The sequence below is a fragment of the Amycolatopsis coloradensis genome (assembly GCF_001953865.1).
In the GTDB taxonomy this organism is placed as follows: domain Bacteria; phylum Actinomycetota; class Actinomycetes; order Mycobacteriales; family Pseudonocardiaceae; genus Amycolatopsis; species Amycolatopsis coloradensis.
This window is the reverse complement of record NZ_MQUQ01000020.1, coordinates 365,675-392,659: the sequence shown is the minus strand read 5'-3', so window position 1 is coordinate 392,659 and position 26,985 is coordinate 365,675. Positions and strand designations below refer to the sequence as shown.

Annotated in this window: 1 protein-coding gene; it reads right to left on the bottom strand. The window is 70.9% G+C overall.

Going from position 1 to position 26,985, the window contains the following annotated elements:
• Window positions 1-64 precede the first annotated feature (64 nt).
• Window positions 65-26,752: a scabin-related ADP-ribosyltransferase gene (locus tag BS329_RS34230; RefSeq protein ID WP_076166514.1), complete on the bottom strand. Its 26,688-nt coding sequence runs from the start codon at window positions 26,750-26,752 to the stop codon at window positions 65-67.
• Window positions 26,753-26,985 lie beyond the last annotated feature (233 nt).

The window sequence follows — 26,985 nt, the reverse complement described above, 5'->3', positions numbered from 1 at the left end:
CCGTTGAGACGATCAGTGTCCCAACGGTGGCCTTCAGGACACGGGAAACGTCCAGCGGCTCTCGTCAGGCGCCGTCCGGTTCCGGCTCGTCGGACGGCTGGGGCGGGTTCGGCCGCACGGTGATGACCGCGCGGCGGCGGCGTTCCTCCGGTGTCGCTCGCGGGTCTTCCGGGGCTTCGGTGAGGTCGCGTCCCTTCGACAGCGCCGACACACGGATCGTCGGTGTGCCGTCGGGTACCGGGTCGGTGTCGGAGGCGACCTGGACGACTTGGTGGTCCTTCTGGAGGCGGGCGAGTTCTTCGCCGATCTCGTGCACCAGCTGGTCCCGGATGGTGTCCGCTCGGTCCTTCCCCTTCTTGATTGCCTGACCGGACGAGCCCCAAGTGCCGTTCCCGTATCCGGTGACCGTCACGAGCGGCATCGGCAGCCGGTTGTCGCTGCGCCAGATCGCCGCCCTCGCCACGCGGGTCGCGGCCGATCGCAAGGTCTGCGCGTCGGCCTCACGCGGCTCGGCCGATCCCTCGTCGAACGAGGTGTGGACGGACCAGTCGGTGGCCGGGCCCTGGCCTGCCGAGACCGCGACGGACAGCATGTTCACGAGGCCGGCCGCGTGCGGGTGGTGATACGCCGCCAGCCGTTCGTGGAACGTGTTCCCCTGGTCCTTCCCGTACAGGGAGAATTTCCAGTTGTCGCGCTCTTTCGGCCAGCTCGCCAGGTTGTACATGGCGCCCTGTGCCGCTTTCCACGCCGGCAGGACGAGCGGGTGTTCGTGCCCGTGGGTGCGCAGGAGGTCGGCGAGGGTCTCGAACTTCCTGACCGCGTGCAGCCGCAACTCCAGTTTGCCGACACCGGGGTCCTTGCTCCGCTTCGCCCTTTCCAGCGCGTCGGTCAGCTCCGCTTCGATCCTGTCCCACCTGCCCTGGTGGTCACGCAGGGCGTCGATGAGCGCCTGTTCGACCGCGGGGGTCCGGGTCGCGGTGTGCGGCGAGTTCTCCAGCACCATGTTGAACCGGCCGTCCAGGCTCGTGGCGACGACCGCGGCGAAGTGGTAGCCCCAGGGATTCCCGTTGACCGCGATTCCCTTCGCGTGGTCGAGGTCCATCGAGACGACCCCCTCATCGTCGTCGTACGGCATCGAGTTGGCGCAGTAGGCTTCGCCGATCGACGGCCACACGAACTCGTTGACGCCGATCTTCCGCGCCAGCCCGTCCACGGTCGCCCTGCGTGCCGCGTTCGAGGGCCGGTAGCTCATCGCGCCGCCGTACTCGCGGCCCGGCCGCGGTGCGCCGGGTCCCCCGCCGGTGGGCCTGGTGTCCTTGGCCACCTGCCCGACGGCCCACCGCGGGTCGACCGGGCCGAGGTCGCCCGGCTCGCCGTCCGCCGCCGCCGCGAGCGCCTCGGCCAGCATCCGGGTACCCGTCACCTCGATACCGTTGGTGGAACTGATGTTCGCGATGGCCGCCCGCCCCTCCTCGTCCCGGAAGACGGCGGCATCCGGCAGTCCGCCCAGGATCTCCTGCGCGAGGTCGCGGCAGATTTCGGACGGCTTGTCCCGGAACTTGACGGTCACCCGGTCCAGCCGGTGCTCGACGCCCTCGCGCTCGACGACCAGGACGACGTCGTGCACGACGAGTTCGATGTTGCTGTCGGCCTTGAGAAGCGCGGCGCGCGCGTTCGCGACCACGTCGGGCACGGCGAAGAATTCCTTGCCCTTCGTGGCGCCGATCGCGATCGAAGCGTCCTCGGCGATCGTCAAGGAGAGGTGGTCCGTGCTCACGAGTTCCTGGGCCGGGGCTGAGAAGGGCGCCGACTGGGGAGTCACCTCCGACGTGTACTCGGACGGATAGGTGAAGACCGGTTCGTCGCCCGCTCCCTTTTCGATCCGGAACGTGTCCGTCACCACGAGATGCGGCAAGGGTGCGCGAAGGTACGCGAGAGAGATGTCGTCACCCTCGATCCGGACCTGGTATCGCCCCGGCTCCCCCGACGCCGCCGACTCGGTGGAGACGACGATTTCGCCGGCGAGTTCGCTCTGCTCGTCGTACGTCAGATCCGTTCTGCCGAAGATCTCTTCCACGATCATTTCCTTCATCGCGTCCTCCAAAGCTCCGTGACGAAGCTGGTCGAGGTCCTCTTCGACCGTCCGGATGCCGGAGATCTCGACGGAAGGCGCCGGTGAGAACAGGCGCGGCTGCTGACGATGCTGATGGACGACCTCGACCACCTGCCGCGCGATCCGGCTCAGCTCAGCCCGTTGCGGGTCGGTCAGGTCCGCCGATCCCGCGGCGAAATCGACCGGCACCGGGACGAAAAGGCCGTCGTACCACTGTGTCGTCGCGTCAGGCCCGGGGCCGTCGTCGTGGGTTTCGGTGACCCCGAACAGGTCCGGCCGCTCGGCCGCGAGCTCGCTCCCGATCGCGAAGCCTCCCTCGTCCACCGGTGCCTGGTCGTGCCTCGGCGCTTCCGGCGAATTCCACGCCGGGGCGAGATCGACCGTGATCACCGCGCGACGACGAGCCAGCTCCGGGGTGAGGTTTTCCGGCAGCGGTTCGGTTCCCAGTGCGCGGCCGTGGGACTCCGGGACGATCTCGATCTCGGCGGCGGCACCCGGTGCCGCCGCCAGCTCGCGGTCGAGGGCCGTGCGCAGGGCCGTCGCGGTCATGTTCGCGCGGGCCTGCCCGGTCCGCAGCGCCTGCCGGGCGCCCATCCTGCCACCGTTGCCGAATCCGACGACCTTCACCGTCGGCACCGGCAGGCGGCGGCCCCGCCGATGAATCGCCGCCTCCGCCACCGATCTCGCGATACGGTCCACAGTGGACAGAGCGGTCGCGGAAAGTTCCTTGCCGCCTTCTTCGAAGAAGATTTCGCCCCCGGAAGCGTCGCCGTCGGCCAGACGCACCGCGCCTGGCAGGTCCACTTCGGGCACCCCGGTCTCATAACCGGCGGGAAGGTCGTCGGTTCGCCAGGCCGCGTCTTCCTCGACCACGACGTGCGCGCCGACCGGCGTCGCGGCCCCGCCACCGGCGGGCAGGTGCACCCAGGCCCCGCCCGGCTCCACCACCGGCCGCCCCGTCGCGTCCACCCCGGCGCGGCCGGTGACCACGAGCTCCCCCGGCCCCGACGCGACCTGGCCGGGAACGAAGTACACCGGCCCGTCGGGAGCGACCGCCGCCACGTCGATGCCGTGCGCCCGCAACTCGGCGAGCACCTTGGCCGCGAACGACGTCAAGCCGCTCCCGGCACCGCACGACGCGAACATCAACGGCTTCGCGCCGTCCCACCGGCCCTCGTCCTTGGCACGCGTCAGCATCGTGGCCACGTCGGCCGGGCTCAGCCGTGCGCTTCCCGCCCCGGAATCGTGACGGACCGGGACACCGTTCGTGTCGCCGTGCGCCAGGAAGGTGAAGAACCGGTCGTCCATCGGGAATCCGTCCGCCACACCGGCCAGCCGCGGGTCGTCCGGCCGGATGCCACGGTTCCCGTCGAGCGGAACGGTGCCACCCGGAACGACGGGGCTCGGTTTCCCCATCAGCGCCTCGAACACCGACTGGCCGATGCTGTCGTCCACAGTGGACTCAGGCTGGTTCACCGGCGCGTCCACAGTGGACTCGGGAAGCTCGTCGTCCGTCGCCGGGATGATCGTGGACACGAGGACTCCCGGCTCCGTGCCGGAGGCGATCACCCGTACCCGGAGATCGTCGCTCGCGCCGTGTTCGGAGAACGCCGACCGCAACTCCCGGCTGATCATCGGCAACCGCGAATCCCCGGTCCGGCCTCGCACCTGGACCTGCGGCGGCGTCGGCGGACCGGCGATCATCCCGGCGAATTCGGCCAGGTTCGCCTTGACGGTTTCCGGCAGGCCGACGCCGTCCACCCGCTCCGGCCCGAACGGCATGGAGTCGGGGATGTGCAGGTCGACCAGGTGCCCCTCGGCCGTCGGCACGACGTCGAAGCCGTCAGATGCCCGCCGGAAGACCGGCGGATCGTCGTCCCCGGCGACCAGGTACGAGCCGTGCTCGGTCACCTCGATCTCGGTACGGCCGCCGTCGGCGAACCGGAAGTGCGGCCACCGGCCGTCGCCGGTGACCGCGGGCCTGCCGTCTGGCTGGAACCCGATCCGGCTCGCCACCACCAGTTCGGCCTGCCCGGCCCCGGGGATGGACCAGACGGCTGTGTTCCCCGCGTATGCGGCGGCGTCGATGCCCTTGTCGGCGAGTCCGTGCAGCACGGTGGACACATAGCCCTCGATATCCGGCGAACCCGATCCGCAGGCGACGAACCGCAAGGGCTTGCCGCCGGTCCAGACCCGCTCACCGGCGAGGCGGGCCAGCAGCGCGACCATCACCGCCGGCGTGATGGGCTGTCCCTGGAATTCCGGCACGCCACCGTCTCCGGTGTGCGCGACCACCGTGAAGAACCGATGATCATCGCGGAGGCTCCGGATCGCGTGCCGTTGCCGATTCAGCGCGGCCGCGTCGGCCGAGGGGTCGACGAGCCAGATCCCCGAGTCGTTCCCGAACCGCTCCGCCGCGGCCAGCACGGTGTCGGCAGGCGGCGGGATCCGGTCGGCGGGCACGTCGTCGGCTTCGGTGATCACCGCCTCGTGCGGCACGGGACCGGGAGGCGATGGCACCACGATGGCGTAGTTGTCGAACGTGGTCCGCTCGGCCGTGATGCCGTTCTTCGCTGCCCAGCTCGCGAAGTCGCCCAGCGACAGATAGTCGAAGTGCGACTTGATCGGGTCGCTCAGCACGAAGACCGGCTCGCCGTCGACTTCACCGGCTTTGAGGAACATCTGGTGATCCGGGGTGGAGACCCGGACACCCTGGCCGGACCGGATCCGCGCCCAGAAACCGGCGATCTGCTCGGCGGACCGCAGCCGCGCCGAAACCGGCACTTCCCGATCGGACCACAGCTCGCCTCGGGTCTCTTCGCGTGGCTCCAGCGCCAGATGCCGTGACACGGCGGTACGGAACGGGATGTCTTCGATCCCCGTCTCACGCCGGGCACGCCGGTCGAGCGCGAGCGGGAGCACGAACGGATAGTTCGGTTCCCACGCGCCAGGGACCACTTTCCTGGTGAGCACCGGCACGGCGGCGTCGGTGCCGGGATCGAGCCAGATCACCCCGGCCAGTTTCTGCGTGGCACGTCCCCACTCGGTGGCGAGCCGGGCCCAGTCCGCCCGGATGGCGGGGCTCGTCCGGTTCGCCACCGCGAGTTCCCGCGCGCGTGCCTCGATACCGGCGAACCGCTCCGTCGCCTCGGCGACGCGTTTGAGCGCCACATCGCGGATCGTCCTGCCCAGCGGGCGATCCTTCTTGGCCAGCTGGTGTTCCGGAGCGTTGTCCAGCTCCTGTTCGACGGCGGCGATGACGCCGTGCCCGACCAGCAACAGGCAGGCGATGGTCGGGACGGCGCCGCGCACGTAGGTGTTCGTGGCCGCCGCCGCGCAGGTGTTCATGAAGTGCTGCTCGTCGTGACCGGTGCCCATGAACAACGCGTCGGTCAACGCGACGGGGTTGTCGAGCAGCGCGCGGAACAGCGGGGTGTTCTGCACCGTGACGCGGGCTTGCGCGGTGAGGTTCGCCAGTCCCAGCCGGGCCAGCCGCTGCGGCAGCCCTTGTCCTGGCCGGTAGTCGATCCCCCGCACTGTCGACTTGTCGGCGGTGAACGGATCGCGGCCGTGCTTGAGGTTCACCGCGAGGTCGGCGAGCACTTGCTGGAGCCGGTCGATCGACAGCGGCTGGACGACCCGGCGGTCGCGCACCGTCGACAGGCGGAACCGGGAGTTGTCCGGGACGTCCCGTTCGCGGGTCGGCACCAGCGACGCCGCCATCACCGCGTCGTTCACCAACGACCACACCATCGCCCGCGTCCCCGGATCGGTGACCCGGTGCAGATCCCGGTCGATCACGCTCAGCGACCCGGCGATCTCGGCCGAGCCGAGCACCGCGCCGGTGTGGTTCTCCAGCCGTCCTCCCTCGGCGATCCGCGACAACTCCTCCAGCCGGGTACCCGGATCGCCGATCGCCAAGTTCGGGAGTTCGCCGAAGACGTCGCCGTACCGCTCCGCGAACTCGTCCGCCGGCCGGGTGTCGGGCGGTGCCGAGGTACCGAAAGGCATGGAGTCGGGGATGAACCGCTTGATCGAGCGCGCGGCGGTCGCCACGTCCACGACGCGATATCCGGCGGGCGCCGCGTCGTCGGTCACCACACCGCTCCGGTCGACGCCCAGGTAGCCCCGGAATTCGCCCGTCTCGTTGACGTCTCCCGTCTCCTCGTCGAGTTCGAAGCGCGTCCATCGGCCGTCGCCCGTGACGAGTGGCGTGCCGTTGAGGTCGTAGCCGACGCCGCTCGCCACCACGAGGTCGTGGGAGCCGCCATACCCGCTCAGGTTCGGGGTCCCCCACACCAGCGTGCCCGCCGCGAACACGGCGGGCGCCCGTCCCGTCGCCAGGTTGACACCGCGCAGCACAGCGGGCACGTAGTCGTCGGGGTTGGGCGCGGCCAGTCCGCAGGACACGAACCGGAGTGCGGTGTCCGGCGGCCACCTGCCCTCGTCGTGCAGACGGGCCAGCAGCGCGGACAGCACCGCCGGGGTGATGGGCCTGCCGAGGAATTCCGGTGTCCCGCCGGGGCCGACATGGGCGACCACGGTGAAGAAGTGGTCGTTCGCCGAAAGACCGCGGACCACGGTTTCCTGCTGCTCCAGCGTGGTCACGTCCGCCGAGGGGTCGGCGAGCCAGATCCCCGAATCGCCGTCAAGGTGGACCGCGACGTCCAGCATCGAGTCGACGAACCGGGTCAGCCGCTCCGGGGACAGCGGTTCGGCGGCCGCTTCGGCGGCGGGCTGTGCTTCGCCGAGTTCACCGGAGTCACGCACAGCGGCGTAGCCACGTGCCACTCGTTCGATCCGCCAGAGATCCCGCGGCGGGAGCAGCACACCCGGCTCGCCCGACCTGGCGGTGTACAGGCCGTGGTCGTCGTGGATCTGGTTGAGCAGCGGAACGGTCTCCCGCGTTTTCGTCGCTCCCGGCCCCGCCGGGCGGATCAGGCGATGCGGCCTCTTGGCGGGGTCGCGATCCTGGAAGGCGTAGGCGGTCGGCTCGGTCTGGACCATCTCGTACTGGTCTTCGATTCCGAGGAAATGGCCGACCTCGTGCGCGAGCGCGCGCTGGGAGGCGTCCAGTGGCCAGGTGTTCTGGCGCGCCCTGCCCGCCGGGATCACCTTGATGGTGGAATGCGCGTCCTCTTCGGCCGCGGTGAACTCGACCCGCACATGGAGCTGGTCACCGCTCGGCAACCGGTGACGGTGGTTGAACAACGCTTCCACACCGCGCCGGGTGCCACGGCGGAGCCCGTCCTGCTCTTCGGGCGAGCCACCCGCCAGGAAGAACCGGATGGTGTACTCCTGCACCCATCGGCCCCGCACCTTCATCCGCCGCAGGTCATAGGTGATGAGGCTCCGGACCGGAGTCAGCGGCCCGCCGTCGTTTTCGTACGACCGCATCGGCAGGTGGGCGCCGAGCCGGTTCACCGTCACGACGTGGGCGCTCGTCCGGAGGTTTTCCCAATCCCACGGGTGTACCGGATCGGTCAGCTTGGACCACGCGGCGGCCTCGTCCGCCGGGGTGGTGGTGCTGTGCGGCCAGGTCTTCTCGTCGTCCAGCACCCGAAAGGCGGGCTGGACGGCAGGCGTCGTCAGCGACTCGTCGGAGTCCTCGTCCGGTCTGCCGGGCGGAATCCGTTCGCTCGGCGCGGGTGCGCCGTCCGGATCCCAGTCGACGAAGAACTGGACGCTGCCCGCCAGCGGGCGCATCGCGGGGTCGTCGGGCCGCTCGAAGGTCAGCGGATCGGTGACGGGGCCCGGCTGAGTACCCGCGAGGATCCGGCGGACCTCACCCGCCAGCATGTTCGCGATCAGGTCACGCGCGTCCGCGTCCCCGTCGTCCACCACGACCCGCACGACGGGCATCGCGGCGTTCCGCGCGCGTGACCTCGTGACCTGACGAGCCAGCTCCCTCGCGAACTCCGCGGTGTCGCTTTGTTGCTGTGCCGCGTTCGGGCCCGGCGCCAGGTGGTACACGAGTTCCGGCCTGCGTTCGGTCCGCCGCGGTGTCCCGGAGAACAGCGTCGGCGAGGCGGATTTCAGCCGCAACGGCAGCAGCCGGTCGAGCAGGCCGATGTGCTCGGCCTCCAGCGAAAGCGGCCCCTGCCCCCGGACCGTCACCCCGAGCAGTTCCAGCAGCCGCCTGGCGACGTCGTCACCGGTCAGCTGACCGGTGAGATGCCGGTCCGCCTGCCACGGGCCGCCGACGTCGCCAACGGTGAAGGTGAATTCCGGCGCCGGAGAGACGTCGTCGATCTCGAAGCGGAACTGCGACCCGTCCGGCAACAGGTAGCCCGCGTTGAGCACATCCTGCGCCGCCGTGATCCGGTCCCAGGCGTCGTGGACCTCGGACGGCCGCACCCCGAGCAGCGGCATCACGGTGAGCTTCGCGGTGAACTCGGTGATCCACTGACCGCCGATGTGCACGGAGGCCGGGGGCGGGCCGGGGACCACTTCGTACAACGGAACCTGGATCCGCCGGACCTCGATCGCCGGGCCCAGCACATCCGGCCCGGAGGACGACGGTTCGCCGAGGGTGAGGGTGCGCAGTTCGGTCGCGAACCGCTCGGCATGATCGAGCGGATGCCCCTGGGCGATCAGTTCGTCGCGGGTGGCCAGCCATCGTCGGTGCGCCCGCACCCGCGACGGGCTCCCCGGGCCGGCGACGCGCACGGTCTCGACCTGAGCGTTGGCCCGCAGCCACGGATCGGGAACTTCGGCCCAGAACCGCGGATCCGGCCGGTGATCCACGTTCTGGCCCCACCACGTGGTGTGGTCGGCGAGCTCGGCCCGCAGCGCGGCGAGCCTGCCTCGCAGCCGCACGAGCTCGTCGGCGAGCGCCACCGCTCGCGCGTTTGGAGCAGACGGCGCCACCGGCCCGGCGGTGGCCGGAAGGGCGGCCAGCTGCTGCTCCTCCGCGGCGACCGCGGCCCGCCACAGCGTGGTTTCGAGCTCGAAAAGCCTTGCCCTGCGTTCGATCCGGCTCCGGAGCGTGGCGCTCAGCCGTTCCTCCGCCCGTGCGACCAGATCAGCCGCCACTTTACGGGCGTCGACCGCGTCACCGCGGTCCCATTCGCTTTTCAGCCGCACGCGGCTGAAGCGAGGATCGGGGGAAAGCCGTTCGGTCTCGGAAGCCACGACCTGTGACTGCGCTGCCTGCCGCGACCCGGCCATGAGCCGGTGCAGGTCCTGGTACGCGTTCCCGAGTTCCGCGCGGCCTGCCGTGATCTCGGTGGTGAGCCGGGCGATGTCGTCCCGCACGGCCTCGACCGTCTCGGCCGTGGGCGCCGCCGGGACCGGGTGCTCGAACGTCCACCCGGCCAGCGTGCGCGACACCCTGGCGAGCTTGATCTCCGTGTCGGTGATGGCCACGTTCAGGTCGACCCTGGTCAGGTACCGGCCGTCGCCACCGGACACCGCGGCGGCGCGGAACGCCGTCGTGGCGGTGGAGAGCGTGGCTTCACGCCGGTACTCCCCCAGCGACGAACGCTCGGTGCCGGCGGTGACCGTGAGCAGTGCGCGGGCGGCGGCGGGAAGAACGACGTCGTGCCGTGCCCCGGAGGCCTGCCTGCCATCGGTGAGTGTCCGGACGAGAGACGCCAATTCGGGCCGGGCGGCGAGGAAACCCAGCGCGGCGGTCCAGATCAGCTCCGGCCGGGGATGTTTCCCGACGGCTTCCTCGACCAACGTCAGATGCAGGTCACCGGCACGGTCACGCAGTCCGCGCACCAGGGTCTGCACGATCTTCTTGGTCAGCGCCGCGGTGGCGGCCCGATCATGCGGCGTCGCGACGGGCTCACCGGTGACCGGCTCCGGCAGACCGGCGTCGCTCTTCGTGATCCCGGGAATTCCCGGATAATCCGTGATCCCGTTCTGGTAGCCCAGTTTCGTGCTCAGACCGGCGAGCGCGCCGGAACCGGCGCGAAGGTCGACCGAGTCGCCCGCCGCGCTGCCGAGTGCGGCCGAGAGCGCGGACGAGAACTGTTCTCGGGGCGGCTTGCCGTGGTTTTCGCGGATCTCGTCCAGGTAGAGCCGCGCGAACGGGTGCCCCTTCGGCACCACGAACGCCGAATTCCCGCCGGCATCGCCGGTGATGACACCGAATGCCGGTTTCGACGCGGCCTGTTCACCGAAGCCCCATTCGTCGCTGATCCGGTTGCCGCCCTCGGTGTAGACGCCACCGAACCGGTGGAGAACCTCCATCCGCAGGATGTCGCTGGCGGCGGTGTAGCCGGCGGCGGCCTGCTTGACGAACTCCGCCCGGTAAAGGTCGTGCAGGTGCATCGGCGACTCGGTGGTGAACACCTCGTCCACATTGACCAGACGAATGTCGTTGCCCTCGGCCCATTCCAGCATCGCGCGCACGTCGGCGAGCGGGTCGTGGCCACCGTTCGCGGGCGCGGGTGTCGCGCGGGCCGCGTCGAACCGGCCGCGAGGTACGTCGGTCCACAACACCACCCGCCGCTCGCTTCCGTGAACCCGGCCTGCCTTGCCGAATTCGGCCAAGAAGTCCTTTGTCGGTCCTGCCTCACGCGGCGGACCGCCCAGCCACACCGCGTGCAGGATCGACGGCAGCTCGGTCACCTTCGGCAGCGGCGCGACCGTACCCGGAGCCCATTCGCCGAGTTCGTCGTCAGGGCGCTCGGTCCGGCTGACCCCGGCCGGATCGTCCGGCAGCCCCACCGGATCCATGGACCCGGCCGTCGGTGAAAGACCAGCGGCCATGTCCAGCCGATCGAAGAACGCGAACGACTTCCCCGCCGCCAAGGTCGAAAAGTCGTGCCCCGCCAGGAAATCCGGCGGCGGTGACGGCGCCAGCAGACCGAAGAGGTCCGGACCCGGCAGCGCCGAAGCGGCCAGGTCCGCGGCGAGTTCGTCAGCCGACTCGTAGTCGGTGTTCTCCTCCTCGACGCCGGTCGTCCCGGGCAGTCCGCCGTCGTCCACCCCGGCGAACGTGTGGTGCACCGGGACGGCGAAATCGAACGCCACGACGTCGATGTCGTCGTCCGCCGTGTCCGCCGTGTCCGCGATGGCGGCGGCGAGCGCGGTCACGTCGACGGACCGGCGGGTCCGGAACGCCGGTGTGCCACGGCGTTCGAGCAGTCCACGCCGCGGCCCGCCGGTCATCTCCTGTACCACCGTCACGCGGTCGCCGACCGGGTGTGCCGCCAGCAGTTCCGTGATCCGGCCGGCGACCGCGGCGGCCCGTTCCCGGCCACGACGGCTCGCCGCCGACGGGACCGGATTGTTCCCGGTCCGGCCCATGACCTGGATCTCCAGCGTCCCGCCGAGCAAGGCGCGGCCCACGACGCTGTCGACCAGCCCGCCGAGGTCGCCCTCCGTCGTCGCGGTCAGGGCCGCCGACTCGGGAGCGAACTCGACACGGTGCCTGGCAACGGTTTCCCGTCCGGCCGTCTCTTGGTCGTCTGCTCCGCCGAACACCCGGGGACGTTCCTTCGCCGAGGACGCGTGCCAGCTTCGGTACGCCCGGTCCAGCCGCCGCGGGTCGTTGCCCCAGGCACGGAGATCGGCGGTCGCCCGCTCGACCCGGCCCTGTGCCGCGCGGAGCGTGCTCTCGGACGCCGGGAGACGCTCGCCGTCACGGGAGCTTCCCCCTCCGTCCTCCGCGAGCCGGGCCGTCAACTCCGCGTGCGCGACTTCCGTCCGGCCGAGTTCCTGGCGGGCGGCGAGGAGGTTCGCCCACGCCTCGGCCCTCGTCCCCGGGAAGCCGGGAACCGCTGTCCGCGCGGCGTTCGGGCCGGGCTGCCCGTTCGCGTCATCATCGAGGATCTGCCGCCACTGGGCGGCGTCCCGCTGCCAGGCCTCGGTGAGGGTGCCGCCGATCGAGGCCGCCGACACGTCCACGGTCCGGCGGGCCCGGAACGCGGGGGTCCCGCTCCGGTCGAGCAAACCACGTCCTGGCCCGTCGGTGACCTTCTCGACGATCGTCACGCGGTCGCCGACGGCGTGCTCGGTCAGCAATCGGCCGATCCGGCCCGCGACCGCGGCCACCCGCTCGTTCCCGCGTCGCAGCGCCGACGTCCGCACGGGGTTGTTGCCGGCCCGTCCCTCGACCCGGACCTCCACCGTCCGGCCGGGTCGGAGACTTCCGGCCACCTCGTCCACCAGCTCGACCAGGCGGGCGTCCATTTCCGCGGTCAGCTCGGCGGTCTCGGCGGCGAATTCCACGCCGGCCCGGGGATCGGGGCCCGGCTCACCGTGGACGGACGGCTCCGGGGTCAGGTCGGGCGCGGGCGCCACCGTCACCGGTTCGGTGTACTCGGCACCGGAGGACTCCACCGAGTGTCCCGGGAAGTTCAGCAGCTCCCAGGCGGCGTCCGGCAGCGTGACCGCCCGCGACCCGGCGCCGTCCCGCCGCTGGAACGTGATCGACCGGACCTGGTCCGCCAGGTCCGGGCTGCCGGCGATGAACTTCAGCGCCGCGTGCCATACGAGGCCCGGGTCCGGGTGCTCGTTCACGACCGCTTCGACGGCGTTGAGGTGCAGGTCGCCGTCTCGCTCACGCAGGCCGTCGACGAGGGCACGGACGACGTTCTTGGTCAGCTCGGCGGTCCGCTCCCGCCCGCCCGCGTTCCCGGCCGCCCCCGTGAAATGAGGATTCGGGACGAATTCGCCGAGGACACCGTCTTCGATGGGGTGCACACCCCGGATGAACCGCCGGTCGATCCCGCCGGGGAAGGCGATTTCCTCCTCGTGCTCGTACAGGTCGCTGCGCGCGTCGCTCTGGTTGACGTCGACCCCGCCGGGAGCCGCGATCTCATACCGGTACCGATAGCGCCCGGAAGGGGCGTCGGGAGCGTCGTGCAGGTTCGCCAACCTGGTCGTGGACACGTAGATCGTCGGTTTGTCCGCCAGTACCCGGCCGACCAGGTCGTTGTCCCGCGGATGCGAGGGCGGGAAGCCCGTTTCCCAGATCTGCTCCGGAGGCTGGGGAGCGTACCGGTACAGCGGCTCGTCCGAGGTCCGCCACAGGGCGTAGCACATCTCGAGATAGCCGACGTCGATGAACACGTCCTTGTCCGCCGCCGCCGCGAGCAACACCTCCGGATCCTTCGGGCACCGCGGCGGAGGCCCCGGCGCGGCGGCGGACGGCGTGGCTTGACCGTCCGGAAAGGACGGATCGGCGAGCAGGACGGCCACCAGCTCGTCCGCCGTGGTGTAGTCGTCATCGGGCACCGCCGGGAAGGCGGGCGCCGTCGGGGTGAGTTCCGCGACCGGCTCGACCTCACGGAGGTGGATCGTCGTCTGACCGTGCCATTCGGCGGCCTTGGTGACCTCGGTGACCAGGTAGGTCAAGCCGGGCGGCAGGACGCTCACCTCGGCGCCGCCGCCGTCGTGCCCCGTCACGGCCGGGCCGTCGATGACGAACGTGACGTTGCCCGACCGGCCCCCGGTGACCAGCATCGTCGGCTCGACGATCGTCCCGCCCGGCCGGTACGCGGCCAGCTCGGCGGCCGACCGCCAGGTGGTCACCGTGATCTCGCTCCGCCCCGTGGCGTCTTCCCCGGCCCGTCGCCGTGCTCGCACGACCCGGCCACGGTGCGCCCGGGTGTCGCGGGTCGCGAGGTCCGACGCCAGTTCCGGCGCCTCCCTGATCATCTTGGCCAGCGCGAGCCGGTCTTCGATGCCGTCCCGGTCCGGTCCCGGCCCGGTGGACCCCGCGAAAGGCGGGGCGATACGGGTGGGCGTGGCCTCGACCTGACGCAACTTCACGTGCAGCTCGTCGCCGGCCTCCGCCACTTCGAGCACCTCGAACGCCGTCCCCGGTGGGAGCAGCACCTCGCGTTCGCTGGAGCGGTCGGACGCCGACGCGATGGAGGCGCCATCGTGGACGAGCGCGCTGACGACGACCTTCCGTTCCGGGAACAGCCTTTTCTCGCCTTGCCTGGCCCGGAAGAAGCTCGGGTCGGCGTACCGCTCACCGACCTTGAACAGCTCCTTGGCGGCCGCCACCGGCAGGTTCATCACCCGCGTCACCGGTCCGGTGTGGCGAGCGGGGAACCGGGTCACCGCGGACGACAGCAGCCGGGTCAGCGACGCCGCGTACTCCGGGCTTTCCGCGTTTTCCGCGTTCGCCAGGTAGTTGTCGATGGCGCCGTGATGCGTGTGCGAGTAGGCGCGGATGGCGGCCAGTTCCGCCACGCCCGTCGATGCCAGGTGCGGATGTTCCTTCAGGACACCGGGAACCTGCTTCAGGTATTCGGCCAGCTCCGGCCGGGCACGGAACTCCCGCTCGTCTTCGGCCGTGGCGAGGAAACCCGGCTCTCGCTCGGTGCTTCGCGGAGGCGTCGGCGACGGCCGGGGATCGTCGCCGACGAGGGAACGGGTGCGGTCCCAGAGCAGGTGGAGGTTGCGTGGTGCGAGGACGACGTCGGGGGTCGTGACCGGCGCCGCGGTCATCAGCCCCGGCCCGGTGGCGACCCGGCCCGCGCCGTCTGCGTGCTGGAAGACGGGAGCGTCCCTGGTACCGCCCAGTGAAGCGACGAAGTATTCGTCGTAGAGGCCGAGGAAGTGCCCGATCTCGTGCGCGAACTGGACCTCGGTCCCGTCCGACGGCCAGTGCCGCTGATCGGCGGGAGTGCCCGGTCCGGTGACGAAGACCTCGCCGTGCGCGTCCTCGCGGTCGGTGAACTCCACCTCCACCAGCAGTTGCTCGCCGTCAGGGAGCCGGTAGCCCTGGTTGAAGTAAGTGTCCACAGCGGACTCGACCCTGGTCTTGAAAGCCGTGGTGTCCACTTCGGACCGGCCGGGGTCGTCCAGCCTCAGCCGGACGGTGTGCAGCCGTGCCCGCGTCGGCGGCTCGCCCTCGCGGTCGACCTCGAACCGGCGCAGGTCGTAGCCGATCGTCGCCTGCCACGGCCGTTTCTCCCGGCTCAGCCCACCGTCTTCGGACCGGACACGGACGGCCGGGGTCTGCCGGACGGATTCGAGGATGTCGTGGCGCGACACCGGGTTCGTGACGACGTGATCGACGGTCACGGCCGGATCCGCCGTCTGCCACCAGATCCGTCGCGCGTCTTCCCGCGACCACGACCTGCCCGCCGGACGGGCCACCGGACGCCGCGGCGCCCCGCCGACCGCGATCCGCAGTTCCGGATCGGCGGGTACCGGCGCGGCGAGCAGCAGCGCGACCGCTCCCGACCCGTCGCCGGAGCCGGTGAGCGCCCGCATGGCGGTACCCCACCGGCCACCGAGCGCCGCCAGCTCGTCGTGCGAGGCATTGGTGTTGTCCAGCGCTTGTGCCGCGTTTTCGGCAGCCGCCAGTTCGATCACCACGTCCAGGTCGGTCGTCTCCAGCCGCCGGACGACCGCACGGCGCACCCTGGTCAGGGTCGCCGACGGCGGGACACCGTTCTCGTCCAGCGCCGCCGCCGCGAACGCCGACGGAAGACCGCCCGCCGCGGTGAACAGCGCGTCGGCCAGCGCCTCCGGGTCGGTCAGCAGATCCTGGAACAGCGGATCGTCGCGCAGGGCCCCGGCCACGGCAGGCGGGGTGTCCATCAGGACGAGTTCGACCAGCCTGCGCGGCAACGGGGCGTTTCGGTCGTAGTCGAGACCGTGCCACGGGGAGGTCGCATCGGTGAACGGGTCCTGTCCACTGTGGAGGGTCGCCGCGACCTCGGTCAGCATCCGCTGGACTCGTTGTGGTGAAAGCGGTTCCAGGGCCGTGTCGCGGGTCGGCACGGTCGCGGACAGCAGTACGGCGTCGTTCGCCAGCGCCCGCGCCCGGCGTGCGCGCAGCTTCAGCAGCGACTTCTCCGCGGCCGACGCCGCCTCCTCGACCTGCGCGTCCACCGCCGCGAGCGCGTCGTTCAGCCGGATCAACGAGTCACCGAACCGCGGTCCGGAACCCAGCGAGAGGTCACCCGTGCCCGCCAGCCTGGAGAACTCGGCCAGCGCGGTGTCGAAGTCGTTGCCGGACAAGCGGAAATGCGACAGGCCGGCGGTGCTCGCGTGGTAAGCCGCCACGATGCTCGCGGCGGGCACCGGGTCGGCGCGACGCGGCGGGGCGGCCGCGGACGGCGCGGTGGGGAACGGCACGTCGGACGGCCGGGCCGTGATGTGCGCCGAGTGGCGGCGGAGCGTGCGCTCGAGATCGGTCGGCCCCTGTACCCATCGGCCCGCGTTGGGAGCGGGTGCCCCGAAGACGGCCGAGTACACGTCCTGCACGAAAGTCGTGCAGTTGTCGCTCATCAGCCTGTACTGCCGGTCCGAGTGAGCGATCACCCGCTCCAGCCCCCGGATGATGTCGTTCGCGCTCGCCAGGTATTCGGCGCTGAAGGTGGTGGGGTTGTCCCGCGCACGGCCCGCGTAGACCGTGCCCGGCACCGTCGCCCACGGCGGCGAGGGACGATTCTCGGGCGCGAAGTCGATGAGTGTTTCGCCGCCGAAGGGGTCGTGGATCTCGATCCACGCGTGGCCCGTGTACTGAACGCTCAGGTCTCGGTGCCGGGTTTTCACCAGGAACCGGAAGACCGGCCGGTCCGCGTTCAAGAGCCGCATCCGGTCGAGTGCGTCGAGAAGATCGGACGTCATGAGGTACTGCGTGACCGTACGTTGCCGCACCTGCGTGCTCGGCACGCGGCCGTTCAGCCAGCTCTTGACCGTCATCCCGGCCGGGATCGTGCCGTCCACCGGTGGTGTCCGCACGAAACCGAGGGTCGCCGACTCGGCTCTCGTGTCGTCCTGCCGGGACCGGGTCACGATGCGCAGCTGACCGAGGTCGACGCCGTGGTCGGCCTCGGCCGACCGCAGGACGGTGTTCAGCGCGGCCACCAGGTTCCGCTCCCGGCGCTCGGTCAGAGCGGTGTCCTGCCCGCGCTTCACGACGATCTCGATCCGCGCGCCGACGGGCGGCGGAGTGCCCAGCTCGTCCACGACCCTGCGCGCGAACCTCCGCAGCTCACCGAGGGCGACACCCTCGACGGCATCCGCGCCGGAGGTGAAGAGAACGTCCGCGTACGGCTCCAGCGGGCCGATGTCGGCCGTCGGCCCGGCGGCTCCGATCATCTCGCGCAGCCGCTTGCCGAGGTCGTCGGGCCCGGTCGCCAGCCAGCCCGCCGACGGGGCGGGCTCGCCGGAGACGCGTTCGACCAGCCCGCGGGCGAAATGCATCGCGTTGAACGAGAGTGTCCGGTGCTCGACCGAGAGATGGCGCAGCGAATGATCCAAGGCCAGCACCGCGTCTTCGGCCGAGATCCACACCTCGTAGCTCGCGGCGGCGGTGTGGCCGACGTCCTGGAACCGCACTCCCGTCCGGTGGAAGCCGATCGCTTCGTTTTCGTGGCCCGGCAACACGAACTCGACCCAGGCGTGGCCACGGGCACCGACGAGCTGGGCGAGCCTCGGAACCGGGGCACCGGGATCCACCGACAACCGCATCAGGATCGTCCGTATCCGGGAGGTGCCGAGCCGTCGGTGCTCCTCGATACAGGCGACCAGCGGGGACGACGCCCAGAGGTCCGCCGGTCCACCGGCCAGCGTCGCCGTCCGGGAAAGCCAGGACGTCACCGTCTCCCCCGGCCGGAACCCGAGTTGCGGGCCGAGGTCGTCGGCGGTCTGGACGAGTGCCATGGTCACCGTGCGCCGCCGCGCCGCCGGGTCGGCCGAGACCAGTGGCGGGACACTGTTGCGCTCGGCGGCGACGGGGACGACGGTCAAGGGGGCGCGGCCGCCCGGCGAACGGGTCAGCAGCAGCCGGAGGATCTCCGCCACCGCGTTCGCCCTGGCGAGTGCCGTGTCGGCACCGCCGACGGCCGCGTTGCCGTAGCCCGTGAGCCGGATGGAGGGCTGTGCTCGCGGATCGCGCGCCACGATCGCGTCGGCCGCCGCCGGGGCCCACGCGGCGAATCGCTCGACAGCCGCGCGGGACGCGTCGTCCAGTGCGCGCGAGCCCTTCGCGAAGCCGACGACGCTTTCGACAACCGGGACGGGCCTGGTCGACGGCCTCGTCTCGGCGTCGCGAGTCGCCAGGAAATCACTCGTCCGCGTCAGGACGACACGGACCGGACGGCTACCGGCGGGACCGAAATCGGTGTCCTCGCCGTCCTCGCCCAGCACATGCAGCCGGACGTCCAGCGCTTCGGCGACCTCCTCGGCGGTCGCGTTCCGCAAGGTCGCGCCGAGCGCCCTCAGCTCCGCTTGCCGGGTCGGCGAACCCGGCGCGACGGTGACGGCGATGGCCGCCACCAGATTCCCGGTGACCGGCTCGCCGCCGACCGGCACGACCGCTTTCCCCAGCCGGGTCAAGGCATCCCGCTGCTCGACCGTGAGACCGGTGCGCACCGGCGTGGCGACGCGGCGGGTCGCCAGGAAGTCGGCCGACGACGACAGGACCACACGCACCGGATCGCCGTAGGCGGGGCCGAGGCGGATCGTCGTCCCGCGTTCGGTCAGCACCCGCAACCGGACGTCCAGCGCGAAGGCCACCTCCTTCGGCGTGGCGTGGCGCAGAGCCGCTCCGACGTCCCGCAATTCCTTTTGGCGCGAAGGGGAATCGGGCGCCGACGTCCGGACGATCGCCTCGACCAGATTCGACGCGACGGTGTCACCACCGACCTGGACGACCTCACGGCGCTCCCGGGTCAGGGTCTCCCGCTGGACATCGGTGAGGCCGGGGCCCTGCTCGGTCTCGACGGGCCGCGGGACGCCGGGGAGCGCGTCCTGCCCCGGGTCGGCGAGGCGGGCCCCCGGCCCCAGCTGGCTCCGCAGGACGTGCTGGATCATCCAGGCATGGCGAGGCAGCAGCTTCGGTGTCACACCGGGTTTGACGACGTCGGCGCCCATGACGCTGCCGTCGCCGGTGACGACACCGGAGGTGCCGTCGTCCTCGCGGCTCAGGAAGACCCGGTCCCGGTCGTGTTCCTCGTCGGCGGCTCCGAGGTAGTGCAGCAGTTCGTGGGCCAGTTCCTCCTGGGTGGCGTCGGAGCGCCAGGTGGTCTGGGTCGTGCGTTCATCGTCACGGACGACCACGTCGTACGCGCGGTACCGGGCCGCGCCGTCGTCGTCGGTGAGCCGGTCGTCGGTGAACTCGACGCGGACGTGCAGCTGGTCGCCGTTCGGCAGGCCGTAGCGCTTGTTGATCAAGGCCTCGACGCCGGCGCGAGCCCGCTCGCGCATCCGCGTGAGCTGCTCGCCGGTGACGCCTGGGCCGGGCACGAGGTTGATCGGCACGGTGAACTCGGTGACGCCGCGTCCGCCGACCTCGAACCGGCTGACGCCGTACCGGATCACCCCGTCGTACCGTTTGCCGTCCTCGGTGAGCAGCGTGGTCAGCACGTCGGCGGTCTCGGTCGACACCGCCCGCCTCGGCGTCGTCGCCCGCTTCGGCTCCCACTGCGCCGGGTCGAGCGGCTTCGCCACGGTGAACCAGGGTGCGTCGGTGGCCCGGCTGTGCCGCCACGCCTCGTCCTCGGGAGACCGCGGCAGTGCCGCCAGCCTGGTGAACTCGGCGTCGAGCGCGCCTTTTGCCAGCCACCACGCGTCTTGTTTCGTGTCGGCGAAATCGAGCCACGCCGCTTGCAGGACCGCCTGGGACGCGGCCACCTCGTCGGTCGCGGCGGCGCGCTGCTCCCGGGCCTCGGTGACGGCGGCGTCCGCGTCGGCCAGCGTCCGCCGCTGCTCCTGGAGGACGTCCCGGTACAGGTTCCGGCGCAGCTTCGCCTCGGCGCGGTCCCGGGTGAGCCGCTGTACCTCGTCGTGCGCCGTGAGCCTGGCGTCCAAACCTTCGGCGAGGCCGAGACGCTGCTTGGCCGCGGCGAGTTCGGACGAGAGCACCTGGAACGTCCGGGCCGCGTCCCGCACGCCTCGGGCGAGGTCGTCGAGATCGGTCTCCAGACCGGCCCGTAGCGCCTCGGCGGCGTCGTCGGCCGCGGCCACCCTGTCAAGCTGAAGTCGCGCCGCTTCGGCGACGGTTTCGGCCTCCCGCAAGGCTTTCTCGGTCTCGCGGGCGAAACCGTGGTGCTGTTCCTCCAGCGTGCCGGGACGCCGGACCCGTGCCGCGTCGACCGTGCCGCGCCAGTCGATGCCGACACCGAGTCGCTTGACCAGCTGTTCGGCCTGGTAGCGGTGGCGTTCCGCGCCGACCTCGGCGTCCCGCCAGGCCTTCGCCGTCCTGGCGACCCTCGCCTGACGTGACTTGAGCGCGCGCGCCACCTTCTGCCCGGGGAGGTCGGTCAGATCGGCGATCGGCATCCGCACGTCCGCCGAAGCGGGCACCGACAGGTCCACGACTTCGGTGCGGCCGCCGACCTCGACCACGATCCGGTAGTCCACGTCGAACCGCACCAGCGCGGTGCGGCCGACCGGTTTGAGGTTCGCGATGGCGGACACGGTCGTGCCGTCGACGGTGGCGTCGGCGGGCTCACCCGTCCAGCGTGTCTCCACGCCGCTGACGAGACCCCCGATGTTGGCCTGTTCGTTGACGGGCACGGCCGAGGGGCTGGCGACGGCCAGCTCGCCGACCTCGACCACCTTCCGCTCCGCCGACCGCGCCACCGTCGCGTTCTTCGGGTTCTCCAGGTTGACGCCGTCGCTCAGCGCGACCAGGCGGGGTGTGGTGAGCCGGGCGTGCACCTCGACGTTCGCGCGTTTGCCCCGCAGCACGGCCGCTTCGCGCAAGGTCGGCACGGGCAGGCTCGCCGTTGTCATCGACGGCAGGAACGCTTGCAGCACCTGAGGACTCAGCGTCGACCAGAGGGCGTTCATCGTGCCCGTGCCATAGCCGGTGATCCCGCCGTCCGCGCCCGCCGAGGTGAGGGTGTCCCGCACGAGTTCGCGCAGCCGCGCGGCGGCGCGCACGGATTCGACCGACGCCATTTCCGGTAGCTTCGCCACGCTGTCCTGCCGCCATTTCCGCAGCGCGGCAGGGGCGGCATCGTCCGGCGACCGCCGGGACGGCCCGGAATCGTTGTCAGGTAACGGCTTCTTCTCGGCCGCCGTGTCCGCGGTCAGGTTGTCGGCCAGCAGCCGGATGCCGAGTGTCCGCTCGCCGGTCGTGGCGGACGCCACGGTCCCGCCGTCACGCCGGATCTCGAGCGTGAACTCGATCGGGACGTCGAACCGCGCGGCGGGCCCGGTACCGGTCCGCAGCAGCGTTTCCTGTTTGGAGGTGACCTCACTGGTGCTGGTCGTCTTGATGGCGCCGACGCCGCCGGTGATCGCGCCACCCACCGAAGTCACCGTCGCGCCACCAGGAGCACGGAACTTCTCCTGCCCGCCCGCGCGGAACGCGACCGACCACGACGTGGCCGTCCCGTCCGTCCGGGTGGTCCGGATCGCGCGCGCGGTGCTGTGCTCGACGGTCCGGCCGTCGTTGACGACCTCGCGGAACCTCGGCTCGCCCAGCGTGCGCGCGGTCAGCAGCACCTGGTAACCGCTGTCGGTGAACAGTTTCGGCAGATGCGCGTGCAGTGGGATGCCACCGTCCAGCGCGCTGTCCACCAGCCCCTGCACCCCGTCCGGCGAGACGAGGTCGGTCAGCCTCGCCCAGTTGTTCATCGCGTCGTCCAAGAAGACGCCGGGCAGCAGCGGTACCTTGGCCTCGGCCAGCCGCGCGGACAGCTCCGGCACCAGACCGGACAGGTCGGGCAGCCGCTCGACCGCGCCGAGCCCCAGCGCGCCCGGCTTCCCCGACGGCAGCGTCAAGGGCGCCGCGAGCCGCTCTTCCCGCACGCGGGCACCAGTCGGCTTGGCGGGCAGCAGGCCGTATTCGCGGGCCTGTTCTTCGGTGAGCCACACGAAGGCCGCGCCGGGAAGGTCCACGAACCGGGCGGCGCCCCTGGCGGCGGGGCGCACCACGGCGGTCTGCTGCCGTGACTCCGCGAGCACCGTGAAGGCGATGTCGAACCGCGCCAGCACGCGCGGCGTACCGGCCGCCGTGGTCACGTTGCGGTCGACGGTCGCGGAGATGTCGAGACCGTCGCCCGTGGTGGTCGTCTTCGCCCACGGTTTACCGGACACGCCACCGGTGCCGGAGCTGTCGGGATCGTCGCTCGCCGCGCCGGTCCCCGCCACGCCGACGGTGACCGCGGGGCCGCTGCTCTTGCTCTCGCCGCTCTCGAACCGGTAGCCACCCGAGGTGGAACGTTCCGCGCCCGCGTCGTCGGCCACCCGGACGAAGGTGGGATTGCTCAGCCGCGCGACGACGCCCAGCCTGCCGACGCGGTCGGCCAGCCGCCGCGAATAGACGAGGTCGGTGCTCAGCGCGCCGCGCGTGAACGACCGCAACGCCGCCTTGATGTTCTGGTTGCTCAGCATCGCCTGGACGCTGGTCCACGCGTCACTGCCGGGAAGGGTGAGCGCGCGGTCGCCGTCCGAGGCCTCCACCAGCGCGTCCATCGCCGCCGCGCCGACGTGCTCGGTGTACACGATGGTCTCCACGCCGACCCATTCGCTCACCTCGGGCTTCGCGAATGCCTGGAGGTGACCGGTGATCGACCGCGGTGGGTCGAGCGTTCGCACCTTCGGGGCACCGGGCGCGAAACGTGCCGGGTCGGCGGGCAGTGTCACGCTGTCCGACATCGACAGGGTGAAGGTCGCCGGGAGCAGGTACTCGTCCGCTTCATCGGGGGTCGTCCAGATCGACCGGACGTCCGGCACCTGGGTGCCCGGCAGACCCGGCAGCAGTTGCCGGACCATCGCCTGCGAACGGGAGAAACCGGTGATGGAGACGACGAACCGGCCCTGGTGCTCGAACACCTCCGAGTCCGGGCTGCCGATGTTCAGATAGGTCGATTCGACCACCGGTCCCGCTCCGGTGCGGGTACCGCCGCCACGGCCGTACTTCACCGCGGCCGTCCCCACCGCCCCGAAGGTCACCCTGCCCTCCGGTCCGGCGGTCCAGCCCTTGTTCGACGCGGAGGACGCGCCCAGCGCCGGACCGGACGTGGTGGCGTTGCGGACCACCCGGCCCTTCGTCCGTCCGACATGCTCGGCCGACTTCGACTCCAGCCGGACCGTGACGGTGACGTGGTCCTGCCGGAAAGCGCCTTGGCGTTTGAGGGTCACCGACACCCCGGCGCCCAGCAAGGCGTCCATCCGGTTGCGCAAGGCCAACGGGGACAACGCGGCCTGCAACCGGTGCTCGTTGGCCAGCATCTCCAGCGTCCGCGCCGCGTTCGCGGGTTTCTCACCGTCCTCTTTACCGCCCCAGCCGGGCAGCAGATCCGCGTACCGGCCCGCTTTCCGAAGCTTGCCGCGGATTTCCGTCAGAACGCGCTCGGCGCCGTCGAACTCGCCCACCCGCACATTGCCCGCCGCGAGCCCCGCCGCCAGATGCGCGGGCGGGAACTTCTTCTCCGACGCCCGCGTGAGCCCGGAACCGGTGCCCTCCGGCACAGGCAGTCCCCGCGCCGCGGCCTCCGCCATCCCCATCCTGGCGTAGACCGCCGCCGTGGTCGTGACTTCCCTGCCGTCCAGGCCTTGCACCACGATCGTGGCATCGAACCGGTAGAGCCCGATGTCCCCCTTGAGCTGGATCCCCGACTTCGCGGTCGAGGACCGGCCGGACACGGCCGTGTCCACCTTCCGCGAGGAGAAGCCGGCACCGAGCCCGCCCGCGACGCGCACCCCCGCGACACCGGCCCCGTAGCCGAACGCGACCGAGGCGTCGAACCCGCGCCTGGTGGAGGCCGAAACGGAGGAACCGGTGGTCGCGGACTCGTGCAGCCGCAACTGTGTCTCGGTCGTGGGCCCGACGAGTTCGGCCTTGGTCAGCACGGCCTTCATCCGGACCGCGGCCACCCGTCCGCCGTCCGCGCTGAGCAACGCGGCCGAACCGACCCAGCCTTCCAGCATGGCGCCGAAGTTCTCGCGCAGGCTCGCGGTCCCGAGGAACGCGCGCAACGTGTCACGGCCCGGGGCACCGAACTCGGTGACCGACCCGTGCAGCAGACCGGCGGCCGCGGAGAACACCTCCCCCAGATCGGTGACCGCCTCGGGCACCGGATTCTGGAGTTTGCCCCCGACGTCGGCGGCCAGACTCTTCGCGGTCAACCCTGGCGGCGGGGTGAGCCGGACCAGATCGTCCGGGACGCGCAGGGTGACCCGGCCCGGAACCTGTCTGGGCCCGCCGATCTCGGCGCCTGCCCGGTCGTGGACGCTGACGGTGAACTCGACGGCCATGGCCACCTGCCGGGAGCCCTCACCGGACCGGATCGCCCGTTGGTCCACAGTGGACATCGCGACGGCCTGCGCCGAACCGGGGGCGGCCAGCGCGGCCTTGCCACCGACGGTGAGATACGGACCCACCGGCGCCTGCACCGTGCCGGTCATCCCGAGGTCACCGGCGTGGAGGACGGCGAGGTTCTCCGCGGTCGACGTGCCGCCCTGGACCGTGAGATCCGCCTTGGTCTTCTCCCGCGGCTCGCTCACCGGGTCGCCGCGAAGGGCGGCCCCCACCCGGATCTCGCGCCAGCCCTTGGCCGTGCGGACGGGGAAGTACAGGCCACTCAACGCGGATTCGAAGTCGTCACGAACGGCGTTCCCGATCGCGTCGAGCTGATCCGGGGTGGCGCCGGGCACCAGCCGGGCCAGCTCGTCGCCGAGTTCGCCCGCCCCTTCGACGTCGAGCACCGGCGCGGAACCGATGGCCTGGCCGTCCGCGAGGAACGGCGGGAGGTCCGCGAGTTTCAGGACCTCCTCGGTCTCGGTGCTCTCGGTGGTCTCGTTGGTCTGCTCGGTCTCGGTGATTTGCTCGGTCTCGGTGAGTTCGGTGACGATCTCGGCCTGCTCGGTGACGAGCGGTGCCGTCCGTGTTTCGGCGGGTGCGTCGTTCGCCGCGATTTCGGCGACCGATTCGGTGGTGACGGCGACCTGCTCCGGCTCGATCGTGGTCGACTCGGTGATGATTGTTTCGGTGGTGGTCGACTCGACCTGGACGGGCGCGGCCTGGCTTTCCGTGGAAGTGGTGCGCAGCGGGGACGGACGAGTGCGCGGGCGTTCCTCGTCGGGCTGGGCGGACCTGGTGTCTGCGGACTTGGTATCGGAGGTGGTCCGCACGGTCGCGGGCCCGGTCTTCGACTCCGTCGGCTTGACGTCCGCGGTCGTTTTGGCCGCCGAATTCGGCTTGACGTCCGCTTTACTGTCCGAAGCGGACTTCGTCTCCGTGGCGGACTTGTTGTCGGGAGCGGCTTTGGTTTCGGGAGTACTGGTTCCCGTCGGCACCGTGACGGCGTCCGACCCGCTCTTGGTGTCCAGGGAGAGCCCGGCCGGGCTCCCGCCGTCGAACATGCTCCCGAACTTCTCCTTGATGGAGGTGACCGCCGCGTCGAGCCCTTTCTCCCCGATCCCTTCGATCTTGTGGCTGACGGCACCGCCGACCACGCCCCCGACGAACCCCATCCCGAACTCTTCCGCGGACACGGAATCACCGGTGATCCCCGCCATCGCCGCCTGGGTCATCACCCCGGAGACGCCCTCGAAAAGGAAAATGGTGCTGAACTCGAAGGCCTTCGCCGCCAGGTTGCCGCCGAGACGGTCACCCACGTTGCGCGACAGCACATCCGGCACGTCGTCGGCGAACGTGCGCACGACGTCCTTGCCGAGTTTGTCGCTGAACGGATCGAGCACCCGGTGCAGACTGCCGTTGAACGCCCCCGTTCCGTCGAGGCCGTGTTTGCTCCAGTTGTCCACGAACGTGCGCGCGTAATCGCGGCCGAGCTGCCGGGCCGCGTCGTCGCCGAGGGTCTTGCCGAACGCGGTGCCGAACCGGTCGGCCATCTGATCGCCGAAACCGTTGACCGACCGCTTCGTGAACGCCGACGCCGGATCGCTGAGCTGCCTGCCGGCCCGGTCGGTCAGGGTCCGGCCGACGTCGCGCAGCCAGTTGTCGGGAAGGTCTCCGCCACCCGGCAGCTTGAGATCCTTGACCAGCTTCATCAGGTCGTCGGTGGCGATCTTGCCGAAATCCCGGCCCAGCAACCCGGCGATCTTGCGGCCCAGTTTCTCGCCGAGTTCGCCGACGGCGCCGCCGAGCACCCCGCCGACCGCGCCCGAGATCAGCGTCTGCGTGGTGGAATCGTCGTCCCACTCGGTGCGTTCCTTCTGGAGCCGCTGGACGGCGGCGTCGATGAGCAGCCCGCCGGTGATCCCGATGAACGTCTCGAACACGATCGCCCGCACGAGCATCTTGAACAGGGTGAGCAGATAGCCGCGGGTGAGGGCGTAATGCCAGGTGAGATTCGCGAGCGACGCCCCGGCGGTGACGGACGCGAGGGCGTACTCCATCGCGATCTCGTAGGCGAGCAGGAAAAGCTGGCCGATCGCGGAATACTTGGCGTACTCGACGTCCAACGCGATCTTGCGGCAGCCGTCGGCGATCCCTTTCGTGCCGGTCGCCAGCTCGTCCATCAGGTTCGGCGAACCGTTGGTGAGCGGCTTCATACTGGCGTCGAACGCCTCACCGGCCTGAGGCATCGACAACCTCTCGTCGATCCCCCGCTTGACCCGGTGGATCGAATTCGGCAGGTCGGTCAGCTTGCCGGTGAGATCGTCGTACAGCTCCGCCGACTTGCGGAACTTGTGCTGGTTGGCGGCGGGCCACGAGACGCCGAGCACTTCAAGGAGCGTTCGCGCCCACTCCGGCACGTCGCCGAAGTCGCTGCGATCGACCTTGATGGGCACGGACAACCTCCAACCGTTTCACCGGAGCTAACGCACGCCGACCACCGGACGGTTCACGTTTCGCCTGAAGTACATGAAGGCCCCCTTCCCGTACTGGGGGCGAGTTTTCTCGGCTGAGGTGGGGGAAGTCGTCGTGGCTTATGACGCTTCTGAGGCCTCAGTGTGGTTCCGGAGCGAGTGAAGGGAACTCGACGGCCCCTGGACTCTCAAAGAGTCCTTCACGGACCTCGCCG